This window comes from Rhizobium sp. PL01 (assembly GCF_033447125.1).
Classification (GTDB): domain Bacteria; phylum Pseudomonadota; class Alphaproteobacteria; order Rhizobiales; family Rhizobiaceae; genus Pararhizobium.
This window is the reverse complement of sequence record NZ_JAWQUM010000016.1, coordinates 80,786-96,649: the sequence shown is the minus strand read 5'-3', so window position 1 is coordinate 96,649 and position 15,864 is coordinate 80,786. Positions and strand designations below refer to the sequence as shown.

Genomic DNA, 15,864 nt, shown 5'->3' with positions numbered 1-15,864 from the left:
CATGAGCCCGACACGCGACAGGCCGCTCGCCCTGACCATGGGCGATCCGGCCGGGATCGGCCTCGATATCACCCTTGATACCTGGATCAACAGGCAGACCTGGCAGACGCCGCCGTTCATCCTGATCGGTGATCCCGCTGCACTTGCGCAGCGTGCCCGTTTTCTCGGGCACGATGTTGCCATCCGCGTAACGGATTGTGGCGGAGCCCTTAGCGTCTTTCAGGACGCTCTGCCTGTTCTGCCGCTGACCTGCGCTACAGCCGTGACGCCGGGAGAGCCCGATTCCGCCAATGCAGGAGCCATTACCGGCGCCATCGAAACGGCCGTCCGGCTGACGATGGACGGCGAGGCCTCCGCCATCGTCACCAATCCGATTGCCAAATCGGTTCTCTATGATGCGGGTTTCAAGTTTCCCGGCCATACCGAATTCCTCGCCGATATCGCTGAGCGCCTGACCGGCGACAGCCTGCAGCCAATCATGATGCTGGCCGGGCCAAAGCTGATGGCCGTGCCGGTGACGATCCATATCCCGTTGAAGGATGTGCCTGCGCAACTGACCGCCGACCTGATCTACCGGACCTGCGCAATCACCGTGCGCGACCTCAAGGATCGCTTCGGTCTTACCTCCCCGCGCGTAGCCGTTGCCGGTCTCAATCCGCATGCCGGTGAGAACGGTGCTCTCGGCCTGGAAGACGACGCGGTCATCCGCCCGGTCGTCGAACGGTTGAAGGCCGAAGGCATCAATATCACTGGTCCCCTGCCCGCCGACACGATGTTCCATGACCGCGCCCGCGCTACCTATGACGTGGCGATCTGCATGTATCACGATCAGGCGCTGATCCCCGCCAAGGCGCTCGGCTTCGACGACAGTGTCAACGTGACGCTCGGGCTGCCGTTCATCCGCACGTCGCCCGATCACGGCACGGCCTTCAGCCTTGCCGGCAAGGGCGTAGCCCGCGCCGACAGCCTGCTCGCAGCGCTCAGGATGGCACAGCAACTGGCCGACAACGCCGCAAGGACAGCCTGATGGCCGCGATCGACGGACTGCCGCCACTGCGTGATGTCATCACGCGCCATGGTCTCGATGCCAAGAAGGCGCTGGGCCAGAACTTTTTGCTCGATCTCAACCTCACCCAGAAGATCGCCCGCACGGCCGGTCCGCTGGAGGGCGTGACGGTGATCGAGGTCGGTCCAGGCCCAGGTGGCCTGACCCGCGCCATCCTGTCGCTTGGCGCAAAGAAGGTCATTGCGATTGAGCGTGACTCCCGCTGCCTGCCGGCCCTCGCCGAAATTTCGGATTTCTATCCCGGCCGTCTCGAGGTGATCGAGGGCGATGCGTTGAAGATCGCCTTCGAGGATCTCGTAACCGAAGGCCCGGTCAAGATCATTGCCAACCTGCCCTACAATGTTGGCACGCAGCTGCTGGTCAACTGGCTGTTGCCGAAGACGTGGCCGCCGTTCTACCAGTCGATGACGCTGATGTTCCAGCGCGAAGTCGGCTTGCGGATCGTCGCCAACGCCGATGACAACCATTATGGCCGCCTCGGCGTTCTCTGCGGTTGGCGCACGAATGCCCGCATGGCCTTCGATGTGCCGCCACAGGCCTTCTCGCCGCCACCGAAGGTGACGTCGTCTGTGGTCCATCTGGAGCCGATTGAAAACCCGATCCCCTGCTCTGCGGCGGATCTGGAGAAGGTGACGATGGCTGCCTTTGGCCAGCGCCGCAAGATGCTGCGCCAGAGCGTCAAGTCGATCGGCGGCGAGGCCTTGCTGGCCAAAGCGGAGATTGACCCGAAACGCCGGGCAGAAACGCTGTCTGTGGAAGAGTTCTGCCGGCTGGCCAATTGCCTGTGAACGGCATGCGGCCCCGTTGAGGGACGCATTTGCCTCAGGCTGCCGCCGCCTAAAGATATCGTTTTGCCGGAGAGGTTCTCCAGTCTCCGTCATGCTCGCCCTTGTGGCGGGCATCCAGTGCGTTCAAGTCCTTGAACGCAGCAGACACTTTTCACGCGACAGACGTCGCGTGGCTGGATGCCCGCTACAAGGGCGAGCATGACGGAGGATGGATAGCCACCCTCCTAACAAGAATTCCGCAGGATTTTCCAGAGGCATCAAGCACTTCCGGCCCACGAACCACCAGTATCCCTCAAAGCTTCGGCGTCTCGGTCAGCAATCCGTTGACGAATTCGAACAGGCCGGGGCGGCGGTCGCGGCGCAGGCGTTCGGCTTCGACGATGGCCTGAACCGAGGCAAAGGCGCTATCAAGGTCTTCGTTGACGACGATATAATCATATTCCAGCCAGTGCTCGATCTCGGAGCGTGAATTCGCCAGCCGCGTGGCGATAACCTCTTCAGTATCCTCGGCGCGGCGGTGCAGGCGGGACTGCAGTTCGGCCATGGTCGGCGGCAGAATGAAGATCGAGACGACATCGCCACCCATCTTTTCCTGCAGCTGCTGGGCGCCCTGCCAGTCGATATCGAACAGCATGTCCTGCCCCTCCGACATTGCGGCCTCAACGGCGTCACGCGGTGTACCGTAGAAATTTCCGTGAACCTCGGCCCACTCCAAAAGTGCGTCGGTCTGGCGCAATCCCTCGAATTCACGGATGGATTTGAAGAAATAATGCCGTCCGTCGATCTCGCTCGCGCGGCGCTTGCGCGTCGTCACGCTCACCGAGATGCTCATATGCGGATCGGCTTCGAGCAGGTTACGCGCAATCGTCGATTTCCCCGCCCCCGAAGGCGACGAGATCACCAGCATGAGGCCGCGGCGCTGAATGGCTTTGGTAGAGGTTTGGCTCGCGGGGCTCATGGTCACTCCAGATTTTGGACCTGTTCACGGAACTGGTCGATGACGACCTTCAGTTCGATGCCGGCGGTGGTGACCGCAGCGGCATTTGACTTGGAACAGATGGTATTTGATTCGCGGTTAAATTCCTGAGAAAGGAAATCGAGTTTGCGGCCCACCGGTCCGCCTTTTTTCAAAAGCTCGCGGGCAGCCGTCACATGGGTGCGCAGCCGGTCGATTTCCTCGCGGATATCGGCCTTGGCCGCCAACAGTGCCACTTCGCCATACAGGCGCTCCGGATCGATCTTCGAACCGCCCTCCATCACCAATGCAATCTGGCTGGCCAGACGCGCGGTGATTACGGCGACGCTACGCGACGGGTCCGCCTCGATCTCGCCGGTCAACATCTCAATCCTGTCGATCTGCTCCAGAAACACCCGGTAGAGCGCCATGCCCTCCCCCTCACGCATCGCGGTCATGTCGGCGATCGCCGCTTGCAGGCCGGAGATGATCTCGCCGTCACGGGCGGCGCGTTCGCCTTCCTTTTCTTCCGGTTCGCGAAAATCGATGATGCCGCGAATGGACAGAAGCGTATCGAGGCGCAGCGGCGCCGGGTCGATCACGTCGCGCAGCTGCTCACGCAGCGATAGAACCGAGGCCAGTGCTCCCTGGTTGATCACGGTCTCGAAACCGGCCTCGCCGGCACTGACACTGAGATTGACCTGCATGTTGCCACGCGAAAAGCTGCCGCCCACAAGCTTGCGAACATCCGCCTCCAGATGCTCCGTGCCTGTCGGCAGCCGCAGTCGGAGGTCCAGCCCCTTGCCATTGACCGAGCGCAGTTCCCACGCCCATCGATAGCGTCCGGAGGTCCCCTCGCGGCGGGCAAATCCCGTCATGGACTGCAGCGGCATCGTTGTCTCCTTCCGCCCCGTCAGCATCCGCGCGCAAAACAGGCGAAGGAGACTGTGGAACTTTGAATTGATGCTTGAATGTGTACGGCTCCGGCACGGTCAACCGCAAGGGTCAAGCGTACCGGAGCCGTGTCATCCACAAGCCTGATAGAAGCCCGATTATTCCTGGGCGGGCGCCGTCTCTGCCGCTTTCGCGGCAGCAGCTTTTTCAGCCTCGATCTTGCGCCAGCGGCGGACATTGTTGTTGTGCTCGTCGAGCGTAGCCGCAAACACATGGCCCCCCGTGCCGTCGGCGACGAAATACAGGTCCGACGTGCGCGACGGATTGGAAACCGCTTCGAGCGCCGCCCGGCCGGGGTTGGCGATTGGCGTCGGCGGCAGGCCCTTGATCAGGTAGGTGTTGTAGGGTGTGCTCTTGTCGAGGTCAGATTTCAGGATCGGACGGTCGGCCGGCTTGCCGTCACCACCGAAAATTCCATAGATGATCGTCGGATCCGACTGCAGACGCATGCCTTTTTCCAGGCGATTGATGAAGACCGAAGCAACCCGCGAGCGTTCATCGGCAATGCCCGTTTCCTTCTCGACGATTGATGCAAGCGTGACAAACTCCTCACGGCTGGCAATCGGCAGGTCCGGGTCGCGCCTGTCCCAGATCTGGTCGACAAGCTGCTTTTGCGCTGCAGTCATCTGCGTGACGATTTCCGCACGCTTGGTGCCGCGCGAGAACTTGTAGGTGTCCGGGCGCAATGTGCCTTCTGCCGGCATCTCCGCCGGAAGGTCGCCTTCCAGAACCGGATCGCTGCTCAATCGGCCGAACATCTGCTTGACCGTCAGGCCCTCCGGCAGCGACACCGAATAGAGGATGGACTTGCCCGATTTCAGGAGCTGCATGATCTCCTGCATCGAGGAGCCAGCTTTGATCTCGTATTCACCGGCCTTCAGGGTATCGTTGTCATCGAGATAGGCTTCCGACATGAAGCGGAAGACACGGCCATCGGAAACGATGTCGTTGCGCTCAAGGCTGCTGGCGATCTCCTGGATACCGGCGCCGTTGCGCACGATGAAATTGGTATTGGTCGTCAGTGGGCCGTTGTCCTCATAGGCGGACATTGCATAGTAAACTGTGCCAGCCGCAGCGATCGTCAGGCAGACAATCACAGTCATCAGGAAATTCAGAAAGATAACGACCTGGCTTTTTGCCTTGCGCGACCGCCTTGGCGGCTGCGGCACTTTTTCCGGACGAAGAGCTTCGCTCGCCGATTTCGGGATGATCGGGCCGTTATTGCCCGCCTCGTTGCGGCCGAAAGGCGCTGCGTTGTTTTCGTTTGCGTCGTTCACTGGTGTCCTGGTTCTGGAATTCGCATCATGCACGTCTCCATCCCTGATGCGAACTCCAGAAGAGAAACAGGAAAGAGAATCATCTTGTCACGAGTGTAGCGACACTAAGCCCTTGGCCTTGTGTCAGAATGGCCACAAAGCCACTTGCAGGCGCTACCGGCTCGCTCGCAATCGCCCTTATGCCATGTTTGAACCGAGCAATGCGGCAAAAGCACGATAATGGGAGAATTATCATGCTTCCCAGGCACACCGGCCAGTATTGGCGTCGATGAACGGGCCGCCATCCGGCAGACCCGTTGTGTCCTAAATCAGGCGTAGCGGCGCAGAACCAGCGAGGCGTTGGTGCCACCGAAGCCGAAGGAATTCGACAGGGCAACGTTGATCTCGCGCTTGCGCGCCACATGCGGCACCAGGTCGATCTTGGTTTCGACCGAGGGATTGTCGAGATTGAGCGTCGGCGGGGCAACATTGTCGCGGATCGCCAGCGCACAGAAAATCGCTTCGACGGCACCGGCCGCGCCGAGCAGGTGCCCGATCGCCGACTTGGTGGATGACATCGAAACCTTGCCCGCATGGTCACCCATGACGCGCTCGACGGCGCCGAGTTCGATCGTGTCGGCCATGGTCGAGGTTCCATGCGCATTGACGTAATCGACATCGGATGCCGACAGACCAGCGCGCTTCAGCGCCATCTGCATGCAGCGATAGGCGCCGTCGCCATCTTCGGCCGGAGCGGTGATATGGTGGGCGTCGCCGGACAGGCCGTAGCCGACGACTTCGGCATAGATCTTGGCGCCACGCGCCTTGGCATGTTCGAGCTCTTCGAGAACGACGATACCAGCGCCCTCGCCCATGACGAAGCCGTCGCGATCCTTGTCATAAGGACGCGATGCCTTGGTTGGATCGTCATTGTGCTGGGTGGATAGCGCCTTGCAGGCTGCAAAGCCGGCCAGCGCAATCCGCGAAATCGGTGATTCCGTACCGCCGGCGACCATCACGTCGGCATCGCCCATGATGATGAAGCGGGCTGCGTCGCCAATGGCGTGGGCGCCCGTGGAACAGGCTGTGACGACGGAATGATTGGGGCCGCGCAGCTTGTGGCGGATCGACACCTGGCCGGAGGCAAGGTTGATCAGGCGGCCGGGAATGAAGAAAGGGGAAACCCGGCGCGGGCCGCGGTCACGCAGCGTGATGCCGCCGTCGACTATGCCCTCAAGACCGCCGATACCCGAGCCGATCATCACGCCGGTGGCGATCTGGTCTTCGTCGGTCTTCGGATGCCAGTCAGCGTCGGCAAGCGCCATGTCGGCAGCCGCCATCGCATAGATGATGAACGCATCGACCTTGCGCTGTTCCTTCAGTTCCATCCAGTTGTCGGGATTGAAGGTGCCATTGGTACCATCGCCGAACGGCAGACGGCAGGCGATCTTTGCAGGCAGGTCTTCGACTTCGAATTCAGTGACTTTGCGGGCTGCATTGTCGCCGGCGATAAGCCGCGACCAGGATATCTCGGTTCCGCAGCCCAAGGGAGATACCATGCCGGTACCGGTGATAACGACACGTCTCATGCCCGCGATCCATCCTGCCTGTTCGTTCCAGAACCGGACCGGACCCTTGCGCAAAAAACCGGATCCGTACATCCTTTTCTGTGAATGCTATATTTGCGTGATCTCAGGTACGGAAGCCATCAGGCTTTCCTTGACCACGCTTTTAGCTCCCGCAATGGGGAGCAGGTCCCTTTAAGGGGACGAAAGGCGGGCCGCAGAGCGCCCCGCCCCAACACGGCCTGATGTTAGGCCTGTGCCTTTTCGATGAACTTGACAGCGTCGCCGACCGTCAGGATCGAATCCGCTGCATCGTCGGGAATTTCGACGCCGAACTCTTCTTCGAATGCCATGACCAGTTCGACGGTGTCGAGCGAGTCAGCGCCCAGATCGTCGATAAAGCTTGCGCCTTCCGAAACCTTTTCGGCATCGACGCCAAGATGATCAATAACAATTTTCTTTACGCGTTCTGCTACGTCGCTCATGTCGGATTCCTCGACCTTTGTTTTTCTCAACGATGCCGTTCTGACATCGGTACCCTATTAACGCCTGACAGATCAAGACGATCCGCCCGGCAATTCGTTCAACCGGAAGCGGGCAAACCACGCCTGCCAAAACCAGCGTATACCACGTATCTTCCGATCGACTGCGCACAGTCATGGCCCGCTTAACACGGTTTATGTCTGTCGCAAAGTCCGAAAATCTCCGGGAATGGCTTGGTCAACATGCAATTCCCGGTATTTCGGCCCCACGCCTCCGATTGATGCGGAAACGTGGCGGCACAGGCCTTTGACGGCCTGTGCGACGGTATTAAATCATCGCCATGCCGCCGTTGACATGGATCGTCTGGCCAGTGACGTAACCGGCCTCATTGGAAGCCAGGTAAGCAACGGCCGAGGCCACTTCGCCGCCGGTTCCCATCCGCTTCATCGGAATGGCGCCCATGATGGCGTCCTTCTGCTTGTCGTTCAGCTTGCCGGTCATCGCGCTTTCGATGAAGCCCGGCGCAACACAGTTGACCGTGACGTTGCGGGTGGCGATTTCCTGGGCGAGCGACTTCGACATGCCGATCATACCGGCCTTGGCGGCGCAATAGTTTGCCTGGCCCGGATTGCCGGTGACGCCGACGATCGAGGTGATGTTGATGATGCGGCCATGACGGCGGCGCATCATCGGATGCGTCAGTTCGCGGGTCAGCCGGAAGACCGAAGCAAGGTTCACTTCCAGAACCGCATCCCAGTCCTCGTCGCTCATGCGTACGAACAGGCCGTCCTTGGTGATCCCGGCATTGTTGACGAGGATATCGACACCGCCGAGTTCGGCTTCCGCCTTTTCACCGAGCGCCTTGACAGCAGCGCGGTCAGCAAGGTTTGCGGGAAACAGGTGAACACGCTCGCCGAGCGAATTGGCCAGCTCTTCCAGCTTTTCGACGCGGGTGCCGTGCAGGCCGACAATAGCGCCCTGCGCATGCAGGATGCGGGCAATCTCTTCGCCGATACCGCCGGATGCGCCGGTAACGAGGGCCTTGCGGCCAGACAGATCGAACATGGTCTTGGGTCCTTGTTGGGTTTGGCTCAGCCGAGCAGAGTTTGAAGCGCCGCGTCGATGTCGGCGGGGGAATTGACGGTTATGCCGGTCACAGTCTTGTCGATGCGGCGCGCAAGACCGGTCAGCACCTTGCCGGAACCGATCTCATAGAGCGTCGTCACATCATTGGCGGCAAACCATTCGACGGTTTCGCGCCAGCGGACCTGACCGGTGACCTGCTCGACCAGCAGTGCAGCGATTTCGCTGGCATCCGTGACCGGGGCAGCGCGCACATTGGCGATCAGCGGCACGACCGGATTGTTCTTGGCAACCGTTGCAAGCGCCTCGCGCATAGCATCGGCAGCCGGCGCCATCAGGGTCGAATGGAAGGGTGCCGAAACCGGCAAAAGGATGGCGCGCTTGGCGCCCTTCTCCGTTGCCAGCGCTGCCGCCTTTTCGACCGCAGCCTTCTCGCCTGAGATGACCAACTGGCCGCCGCCATTGTCATTGGCGATCTGGCAGGAACCGAGAGTGGATGCTTCCTTGCAGACGGCATCGACATCTGCATGCTCGAGCCCGATGATCGCGGCCATCGCGCCCTTGCCGACCGGAACCGCCGCCTGCATGGCATTGCCGCGGATGCGCAACAGCCGTGCGGTGTCTGCCAAAGAAAACGTGCCGGCAGCACAGAGCGCCGAATATTCGCCGAGCGAGTGGCCGGCGACATAAGCAACCTTCGACTTCAGGTCGAGCCCCTTGGCTTCCAGCACCCGGAGTGCTGCGATCGATACGGCCATCAGTGCCGGCTGGGCGTTGGCGGTCAGCGTCAGCGTTTCTTCCGGGCCATCCCACATGATGTCGGACAGCTTTTCGCCGAGCGCGTCATCGACCTCGGCGAAAACGGCGGCTGCTTCAGGAAAGGCATCGGCCAGATCCTTGCCCATGCCGAGCGCCTGGCTGCCCTGTCCTGGAAATGTGAATGCGATTGCCATGAGGTTTTTCCCCGTCATGCGCGCTTGCGCCGCGCCGTTTCATTCCAACCCATTACCGGCAAACATAAGGCAGGCACGGGCTTTTTCCTCTCCATTCACATTCCTGAAGCCCGAGTCAAGCTTTGGAGGCCCAAAGCCCGCACCTGTGCACGGCAACCGGTTTTCTCTTGCGCCGCAGCAAACAGCCTCTACATTCGCCGCCGAACAAGTTTGAGGCACGTTGATCACCATGAAATACAAGACACTCGGCCGTACCGGCATCACCGTTTCGGAAATCTGCCTGGGCACCATGACCTGGGGCTCGCAGAACAGCGAGGCTGAGGCACACGAGCAGATGGATTATGCCGTCGGGCAAGGCGTCAATTTCTTCGACACCGCCGAGCTCTATCCCGTCACACCGGCAGGCCCCGAAACCATGGGCCTGACGGAAGACTATATCGGCACCTGGTTGAAAAAATCCGGCAAGCGCGATGAGATCATCGTCGCCACCAAGGTCGCAGGGCCAGGCCGTCCCTATATCCGCGACGGTTCGCCGGCCAGCCCGAAAACCATGCGCGAAGCGCTCGACATCAGCCTGAAGCGCCTGCAGACCGATCATGTCGATCTCTACCAGATGCACTGGCCCAACCGCGGCCATTACCATTTCCGCCAAGCCTGGACCTACGACCCCTCGCATCAGGACACATCAGCGACGCTCGATGATCTCTCCGCCATCCTCGAAACGCTCGGCGCCTTCGTCAAGGAAGGCAAGGTCCGCGCCATCGGCCTGTCGAACGACACTGCCTGGGGCACGATGAAGATGCTGGCGCTTGCCGAAAGACACGGTTTGCCGCGCATCGCCTCGCTGCAGAACGAATACAATTTCCTCTACCGCGCCTTCGACCTCGATCTTGCCGAAGTCAGCCACCACGAAAATGTCGGCTTGCTCGCCTACTCGCCGCTCGCCGCCGGTCTGCTCAGCGGCAAATACCTCAACGGCGCCCGCCCTGAAGGCTCACGTCTGACCATCAACGGCGATCTCGGCGGCCGCTACACCGAGCAGCAGGAACCCGCCGTCCAGGCCTACGCAGCGCTTGCCCGCGAACACGGCCTCGACCTCGCCCAGATGCAACTCGCCTTCAGCCTGACCCGCCCCTTCATGACCTCGGTGATCATCGGCGCAACCAGCATGGACCAGCTGAAGACCAATATCGGCGCAAGGGACGTGGTGCTGTCGGCTGACGTGCTGAAGGGCATCGCAAAGCTGCACAAGGAGTTTCCGGCACCGATTTGATCGGTCGACGCGCAGCCTTCTGATGCCCGGAATCGATGACGGGAGATCGGCAGAAAGACACGCAAAACGGATGCGCGGGGCCAGATCACAAGGGGTAAAACCCGCTGGTCTCGTCGCGCAACCTTCTAGGCACGGCCTTAAATCTCAACGATGTCCGTCAGTCCTTGATCAGGCGGCTCCCACAGTCCTGACGGCAATTGATGGCAGATCCGAACTGTTCTTGCCTTTTGCCTTGACCACATACAGAGCCCGGTCTGCTTCCGCAAAAATGTCTTTTGCTGCTCTCCCCGGCAGGATCATCGCAGTGCCGACGGAAGCACTCACCTTGAGTTTGTCGGGATACGATCCGACCCACCATTCCAATTTGCTTGCGACGCGACGGGCAGTGGCGTCCAGGCTTTCCACCGATTCACAATCGAGAATGATTGCAAACTCGTCGCCGCCAAGGCGGGCAATCGCGGCAGCATCGGGGGCTGCTTCGCAAATTCGCCGGCCAGCGTCTCTTAAACAATCATCCCCGGCCTGGTGCCCCAACCTGTCGTTGACAGCTTTAAAACTGTCGAGATCAATGAGCAGAAGCGCCTTTTGCCTCGACGAGCTGGCTGTGACAGCCTCATCGAACGCCGTGTCAAACTTTGTCCGGGATGCAAGTCCCGTTACAGGATCGGTTTCCGCCAGGCGGCGAATGTGTTCAAACAGGTTTTTCTCGGCCGTTATGTCCTGCTTCATGCCGAATAGCCGCACCGGCTGGCCATCGGTTCGCTCGACGATCGCGGTAATCCTGATCCAACGGAGGTTCCCCTTCGCAGTCACGATCTGGGCGTCGAGCGTAAACCCGTCTCCATCGCGGATCGCTGCGCTGCGCACCTCGGTCAGTTTCTTGCGCGATTCGGGCAGATAGAGCGCGACAGTCGCCTCCCGCACCAATGGCGATCGCGGTTCCAGCTCAAACAGCTCGTAGACGGTATCGGTCCATGTGAGCGTTTCATCCGGCAGAGTGCATTCCCAAATGCCGACGCGAGCCGCCTTGAATGACTTGTCAAACAGGTTTTGCAGCCGATGGAACTGTTCGGAATTCGCAGTAGCAGAGCAAACATGTCCACCGGCATCTGCCTTCGTTGCCTCAAGACAGCTTTCGCTTTGAGATTGAAGACTGCCAGGCATGGACCATTCCTACACTCGAGTTCATAACTGCGCTCAGTTGGCTTTAGCATGCAGCGCAAACGTTTCATTTCGGTTGCGATGAAAACCGTCTGGAGAGCTTGTACCCGCACATGAAATCGCGGGGATTGCGTGGAAAAGTGCGCAAAACTGGCCCCCACTACCGTGACTTTCGCGCCTTTACGGCGATACTCGGCTTTATCGGCCGGGAGTGGAACTATGAGAAAACTGACCAAAGTCGAAGTGTTTGATCGCTTTCAAGCTGTGCTTGCGATCCTAGGCGAAGAGGATTGCGAGGATGCCCAGACTGATTTGAGGATGAAGTCCGTGAGGAATTTATTCCAGCAGGCAAGCCAGAGACCGGCGATCAATCTCGACGACATCGCCAATGATGTCGCGGCGAACTGACGTCTGCTTCGCATTTGCTAGGAGAACTCTTAAGACAATCAAAGTCGTGGAGTGTGCCCCGCACCGGAGCCGGTCTACGCAGCCCTTGCCCGCGCGCAATCTCTATCTCGCCCAGATGCAGCTCGCCTTCAGTCTCACCCGCCCTTCATGACCTTGGTGATCATCGGCGCCACCAGCATGGAGCAGCTGAAAACGAACATCGGCGCAAAGGACGTGGTGCCGTCAGCCGACGTGCTGAAGGGCATTGCAAAGCTGCACAAGGAGTTTCCGGCGCCGATTTGAGGCAGATGGTAGCTTGATGCCACGCTTTGTACCGATTGCGGACAGAAACCATCCTGCCATCAAATCATTCGGCCAATTCGAAATCCGGAATTTTGAACGTCTTGTTGTTCAACGCCTCGGTCGGACCATAAAATCGCATTGCTGGCAGCGGGCGCTTTCCTGCTGTCGGTATCCAGTTGTTTACCTGCCCTTGGGGAGCTTTCGGCCCCACATAGATCGTCGCGCTGCCATCTGCATTCTTCGTCATCCTTTCCAGATCGTAGGACGAAAGCGTTGTGCGTCCTGAGTCGGAATAGATGAACGACATGGTTGCGCGGTCATAGACAGTAAGCGCCCAGAAATGCTTGACCGGCATTTGAGCGGGAATGTCGATCTTGTAGAGCTTTCCAGCTTCAAGCAGTTTTCCATCCTTGTCCGCCATCGCCATCAAATACTGAGTAGCAGGATTGTCTGACAGCATTTTGGGCATGTAGGTGCACCAGAAATATTCAGCGGCGCGTGCAATCAAATCGATATGGCCGTCATAGGTAAAATCAAACCGGCGGTTGGCGTCTGTCATCAACAGCGAGGCGTAATGCCGGTCTGGCCAATAGAGCTTGTCGCTGGGAATGTTGTCGAACCACTGCTGAAGGTAGAACCACGCATCCACGGCCGCCTGCCGCATCGCCTGCGTGGTTTTCGCATCCGGCGCGAAGGGCTTTCCTTTTTCGATGCCGAGCGACATGAGCATGCCCATCATCACCTTATCCTGAGGATTGACTGGCTCAACCTGAATAACGTCGTGCAATTCTGCAAAGAACCGTTCGTCATAATACGGCAGGGTCGCATAACGCTCATGGAGCGGATCGATAAAGCGCTGTTCAGGCGGCTTTTTCGCATCTGACAGGTAGTACATTTTCAGCTTCTTGGAATAGGCATAGGCGTCTGCCGCGCTCTTGCCGGGGGCAGGTACCGAACGGAAGGCAAGGGAAATCTGATAGTTAGGCGAGGCAACCTGAACATAGCCCGACGGTACCTTGCCGGTATAACCCGGCGGCGTGAACAGAAGCTTTCCGCCCTTGCCCTTGTCGAGACCGGACGGACCAACATCAGCGATGGTCAACTGCCATGCATCGACCACCTGTCCATAGACACTACCGTCTTTTCCGGCTGGGGGGATTTCAAGAACCACCGGACCTTTGCGCAAGTCCGTATACGCGGCAATATAGGGCGTGGTGCTGTTGGCGGTAATTGCTTCCAGCTTCGGTGTTGCCGTCCCGGAATAGGCAACGATGTCGTTATCCTTTACCCCCAGATCTTCAAACGCGCCGCGCCTGAAACCGCGAATTTGGATAAGCGGCAAGCTCCATAGGACTGCCTCAAACGCCCGCTGATATTTGATCTGGTAGTCAAAATCCTTGACCGATGATGTCGCGCCGGCAGGCGGCTGCCCACCAAGTGTTGAGGTTCCGTCCTGCGCCAGCGTCGGGCAGGCGGCAGCTACGAAGCCTGCCAATGCCGCAGTTGCAATCAATTTGACGTGGAGGCGCATTACGGTTCTCCTTTTGCATGACGGGTATTGGAAACACAGTGGAAGACGGAGGCAAACGGTGCGTCGCGCCTTCTTGAGAAATTTTGCGCTTATCGGAGCCGGGACCGGACAAGGCACGCCACGACGGAAAGCAGAGATTCTGGCAAACTCCTCTGCTATCGCTTCAGATAATGCCCGACTTAACGTCCCCCGCAAGTGCGACTGTAACTGACGGCGTAACATTGGGATCCGGTTTGCAACGCAGGGCTTCCATGCACTCCGGCTTGTTGATCCGATCGGAATAGAGATTGACATCCAGCCCCTCCGACAGTTCCGATGTCACCGATAGAAATGCCGGCATATTCGTCGTAACCCACGTCAAATTTATTTCTGGACCACCACCGGGGGCTTCCAAGTGCCGTCCTTCAGGCTGTCATCCGGACCATAAAGCCGAAGGTTGAGATAGAAGCCCTCTGCGGGTGACGGTAGCCAGTTGGCCTTTTGGGCGGGGTCGTCCGGCGCATTGTGCTGGATATAGAGCGTCACGGAGCCATCGCTGGCCGTTTCCAGGCCCTGCGTCAGGCCACCAATGGAATAACGCTTGATGGGGTTTTCGACGAACGAGCCGTCGGAGAGGTGATACATCGACAGCGACCAGAAGGCGCTGACATGGGGCAGCTCGCCCTTCTCGAAGCGCATCGTATAGTCCTTGGAGCCGTCGAAGGCGTGACCCTTGTCGTCCTTGCGCCCATCCAGATAGATGGCCTCCACCGCGGCGTTGCCGCCGGTGTACCATTTGGCCCAGGCGGCGCGGAACAGATAGTCGGTGCCCATGATGCCGGATTTCGGGCTCCAGCGCCAACCGTTGACATCAACGCCGGCGCTCTGCGCGTTGACGTCCATGAGGTGAAGGCCAAACTGATAGGCCTTGGACAGTCCGGCAATCTCGGCTTTTGACAGGCTCTTGTAGTCGAACCGGGTATTGTCATCGCGAAAGCCAATCTGGCTCAGACTATCGGCGACCACGTTGTCCTGCACCGGTTTTGGGGGCGTATATTTCAGCGAACGCGCGAGCTTGTCATAGAACTCCAGTCCGTCGGGCAGATCAGCAGGGCTCGTGTAGACAACCCGTTGCTCCGAGAAAGCCATGTCCGGTGGCGGCTGGTCTTCGGACTTGCCATACTGGCTCAGCGGTACCAGCCGCAGCTTGTCCTGAATCTCGTTCGCGGCTTTGACGTCGTCCGGTCCGCGAACGCCGATGCGTCCCCAGATAACCATTGTGTTGTATTCGCTGTCGATGCGGGTAACGCCTTTCGGCAGCTCGCCCTTCCATCCCGGACCAACCAAAGCAAAACTTCCTGCATCGTGACCCGTTGTCCGCGAGCCAATATAGGCGAATGTGTCACCATTCGGGTCCCAGAGCTGAAGTACATAGTATCGATCGGGTTCCACAGCGGGGACCGAGAGAATCAGAGGTTCGCGGCTGAGGTCGCTGAAGGCCTGCGCATAGAGTGTATCGTTGTTGGGGGTGGCGATCTGTTTGAATTCCGGTCCGCGCAGATGGCGCACCAGCGCAAACTGGTTGACTTGAGAACGTGGGTTTCCGGTCTTCTTCTCTGCGTCCGCTTCGGTACGGCCATGCATCAGGTCTTCGAAGAACACCGATGGATAACCCCACATCACGGCGTTGAGGCCGAGATAGAAAGCCTGCGCCTCGGGGCCCTCCAGCTTGCCAAGCTCGGGTGGAGGCGTTCTCTTGTCGGCGGCGCTCGCCGATACAACCGGCGTCAACATGGCGAGCGTTGCAAGCAACGCCGCCACTGAGGACAATTTGAAGGACTGTAACCAAAACTTTGCTCTCATGACCGGCTCCAGCGAAAATGGGGACAGCATGGAACCTCGCATTTTGCTGTGCCAAACAGAAGTACGTAACGGTAACAACAACTCAAAATAGCAGCTTGGGCTTGCGAGCTCCCCCTTCGCCACCTCTCCCAACAAAAAAACATCCCCGCAAATCCCCGCCCTCAAAACCCGTGCCATACTTGTTCCGTCCCATCACGGATACACCGGTTTGCGTTGCCGGCGAGGTGAGACCGGTGCCCGGACGGTTTGGCGAAACGCGCGCAA

15 protein-coding genes are annotated in these 15,864 nt (G+C 59.3%); 5 read left to right on the top strand and 10 right to left on the bottom strand.

Going from position 1 to position 15,864, the window contains the following annotated elements; translation table 11 throughout:
• The first annotated feature begins 1 nt into the window (after position 1).
• Both pdxA and rsmA read left to right on the top strand, forming a co-directional pair.
• On the top strand, positions 2 to 1,027 hold the full coding sequence (gene pdxA, locus R6X40_RS28950) for a 4-hydroxythreonine-4-phosphate dehydrogenase PdxA (protein WP_318418358.1): 1,026 nt from the start codon (positions 2 to 4) through the stop codon (positions 1,025 to 1,027).
• Positions 1,027 to 1,854 (top strand): 16S rRNA (adenine(1518)-N(6)/adenine(1519)-N(6))-dimethyltransferase RsmA, encoded by an 828-nt coding sequence (rsmA, locus tag R6X40_RS28945; RefSeq protein ID WP_318418356.1) that lies wholly within the window; start codon positions 1,027 to 1,029, stop codon positions 1,852 to 1,854. Before pdxA ends, rsmA begins: the two co-directional genes overlap by 1 nt.
• Positions 1,855 to 2,146: 292 nt before the next feature.
• Here rsmA and gmk read toward each other — a convergent pair whose 3' ends face one another.
• The 7 genes from gmk to fabD all read right to left on the bottom strand — a co-directional run bounded on the left by gmk (position 2,147) and on the right by fabD (position 9,103).
• Positions 2,147 to 2,812, bottom strand: coding sequence for a guanylate kinase (gmk, locus tag R6X40_RS28940; protein ID WP_318418354.1), 666 nt, complete (start codon positions 2,810 to 2,812; stop codon positions 2,147 to 2,149).
• Between the two features lie 2 nt (positions 2,813 to 2,814).
• Complete coding sequence (locus R6X40_RS28935) at positions 2,815 to 3,702, bottom strand: YicC/YloC family endoribonuclease (protein ID WP_318418352.1); 888 nt, start codon at positions 3,700 to 3,702, stop codon at positions 2,815 to 2,817.
• 159 nt (positions 3,703 to 3,861) lie between these two features.
• A complete protein-coding gene (mltG, locus tag R6X40_RS28930; protein ID WP_318418350.1) occupies positions 3,862 to 5,040 on the bottom strand; it encodes an endolytic transglycosylase MltG in 1,179 nt (392 codons plus the stop codon).
• Positions 5,041 to 5,348: 308 nt separating this feature from the next.
• Positions 5,349 to 6,608, bottom strand: coding sequence for a beta-ketoacyl-ACP synthase II (gene fabF, locus R6X40_RS28925; protein ID WP_318418349.1), 1,260 nt, complete (start codon positions 6,606 to 6,608; stop codon positions 5,349 to 5,351).
• 224 nt (positions 6,609 to 6,832) lie between these two features.
• Positions 6,833 to 7,069 (bottom strand): acyl carrier protein, encoded by a 237-nt coding sequence (locus R6X40_RS28920; protein WP_018327362.1) that lies wholly within the window; start codon positions 7,067 to 7,069, stop codon positions 6,833 to 6,835.
• Between the two features lie 325 nt (positions 7,070 to 7,394).
• A complete protein-coding gene (gene fabG / locus R6X40_RS28915; protein ID WP_318418341.1) occupies positions 7,395 to 8,132 on the bottom strand; it encodes a 3-oxoacyl-[acyl-carrier-protein] reductase in 738 nt (245 codons plus the stop codon).
• 26 nt (positions 8,133 to 8,158) lie between these two features.
• Complete coding sequence (gene fabD, locus R6X40_RS28910) at positions 8,159 to 9,103, bottom strand: ACP S-malonyltransferase (RefSeq protein WP_318418339.1); 945 nt, start codon at positions 9,101 to 9,103, stop codon at positions 8,159 to 8,161.
• 229 nt (positions 9,104 to 9,332) lie between these two features.
• Between fabD and R6X40_RS28905 the strand changes: the two genes are divergently transcribed.
• On the top strand, positions 9,333 to 10,376 hold the full coding sequence (locus tag R6X40_RS28905) for an aldo/keto reductase (RefSeq protein WP_318418445.1): 1,044 nt from the start codon (positions 9,333 to 9,335) through the stop codon (positions 10,374 to 10,376).
• 168 nt (positions 10,377 to 10,544) lie between these two features.
• Here the strand turns inward: R6X40_RS28905 and R6X40_RS28900 are convergent, their stop codons facing one another.
• Positions 10,545 to 11,540, bottom strand: a complete 996-nt coding sequence (locus R6X40_RS28900; RefSeq protein WP_318418337.1) for a diguanylate cyclase domain-containing protein — start codon at positions 11,538 to 11,540, stop codon at positions 10,545 to 10,547.
• Between the two features lie 216 nt (positions 11,541 to 11,756).
• Here R6X40_RS28900 and R6X40_RS28895 point away from each other — a divergent pair, with 216 nt between their 5' ends.
• Positions 11,757 to 11,945, top strand: coding sequence for a hypothetical protein (locus tag R6X40_RS28895; protein WP_318418336.1), 189 nt, complete (start codon positions 11,757 to 11,759; stop codon positions 11,943 to 11,945).
• Between the two features lie 147 nt (positions 11,946 to 12,092).
• Entirely contained in the window at positions 12,093 to 12,227 is a 135-nt protein-coding gene (locus R6X40_RS28890) for a hypothetical protein (RefSeq protein WP_412178484.1), read from the top strand.
• Between the two features lie 64 nt (positions 12,228 to 12,291).
• On the opposite strand, the gene R6X40_RS28885 is transcribed toward R6X40_RS28890, so the two are convergent.
• Positions 12,292 to 14,052 carry a DUF1254 domain-containing protein gene (locus R6X40_RS28885; RefSeq protein WP_318418334.1) on the bottom strand — a complete coding sequence of 587 codons (1,761 nt, stop codon included), beginning with the start codon at positions 14,050 to 14,052 and terminating at the stop codon, positions 12,292 to 12,294.
• Between the two features lie 69 nt (positions 14,053 to 14,121).
• Entirely contained in the window at positions 14,122 to 15,600 is a 1,479-nt protein-coding gene (locus tag R6X40_RS28880; protein WP_318418333.1) for a DUF1254 domain-containing protein, read from the bottom strand.
• Between the last annotated feature and the right edge of the window lie 264 nt (positions 15,601 to 15,864).

Excerpts from the sequence above, each read along its gene's own strand:
- R6X40_RS28885 (WP_318418334.1), bottom strand. The coding sequence starts at position 14,052 with ATGTCAATCTCTATTCCGATCGGATCAACAAGCCGGAGTGCATGGAAG.
- rsmA (WP_318418356.1), top strand. The coding sequence starts at position 1,027 with ATGGCCGCGATCGACGGACTGCCGCCACTGCGTGATGTCATCACGCGC.
- fabG (WP_318418341.1), bottom strand. The coding sequence starts at position 8,132 with ATGTTCGATCTGTCTGGCCGCAAGGCCCTCGTTACCGGCGCATCCGGC.
- R6X40_RS28905 (WP_318418445.1), top strand. The coding sequence starts at position 9,333 with ATGAAATACAAGACACTCGGCCGTACCGGCATCACCGTTTCGGAAATC.
- R6X40_RS28900 (WP_318418337.1), bottom strand. The coding sequence starts at position 11,540 with ATGCCTGGCAGTCTTCAATCTCAAAGCGAAAGCTGTCTTGAGGCAACG.
- fabD (WP_318418339.1), bottom strand. The coding sequence starts at position 9,103 with ATGGCAATCGCATTCACATTTCCAGGACAGGGCAGCCAGGCGCTCGGC.
- R6X40_RS28880 (WP_318418333.1), bottom strand. The coding sequence starts at position 15,600 with ATGAGAGCAAAGTTTTGGTTACAGTCCTTCAAATTGTCCTCAGTGGCG.
- R6X40_RS28935 (WP_318418352.1), bottom strand. The coding sequence starts at position 3,702 with ATGCCGCTGCAGTCCATGACGGGATTTGCCCGCCGCGAGGGGACCTCC.
- pdxA (WP_318418358.1), top strand. The coding sequence starts at position 2 with ATGAGCCCGACACGCGACAGGCCGCTCGCCCTGACCATGGGCGATCCG.
- fabF (WP_318418349.1), bottom strand. The coding sequence starts at position 6,608 with ATGAGACGTGTCGTTATCACCGGTACCGGCATGGTATCTCCCTTGGGC.
- R6X40_RS28890 (WP_412178484.1), top strand. The coding sequence starts at position 12,093 with ATGACCTTGGTGATCATCGGCGCCACCAGCATGGAGCAGCTGAAAACG.
- gmk (WP_318418354.1), bottom strand. The coding sequence starts at position 2,812 with ATGAGCCCCGCGAGCCAAACCTCTACCAAAGCCATTCAGCGCCGCGGC.
- R6X40_RS28895 (WP_318418336.1), top strand. The coding sequence starts at position 11,757 with ATGAGAAAACTGACCAAAGTCGAAGTGTTTGATCGCTTTCAAGCTGTG.
- R6X40_RS28920 (WP_018327362.1), bottom strand. The coding sequence starts at position 7,069 with ATGAGCGACGTAGCAGAACGCGTAAAGAAAATTGTTATTGATCATCTT.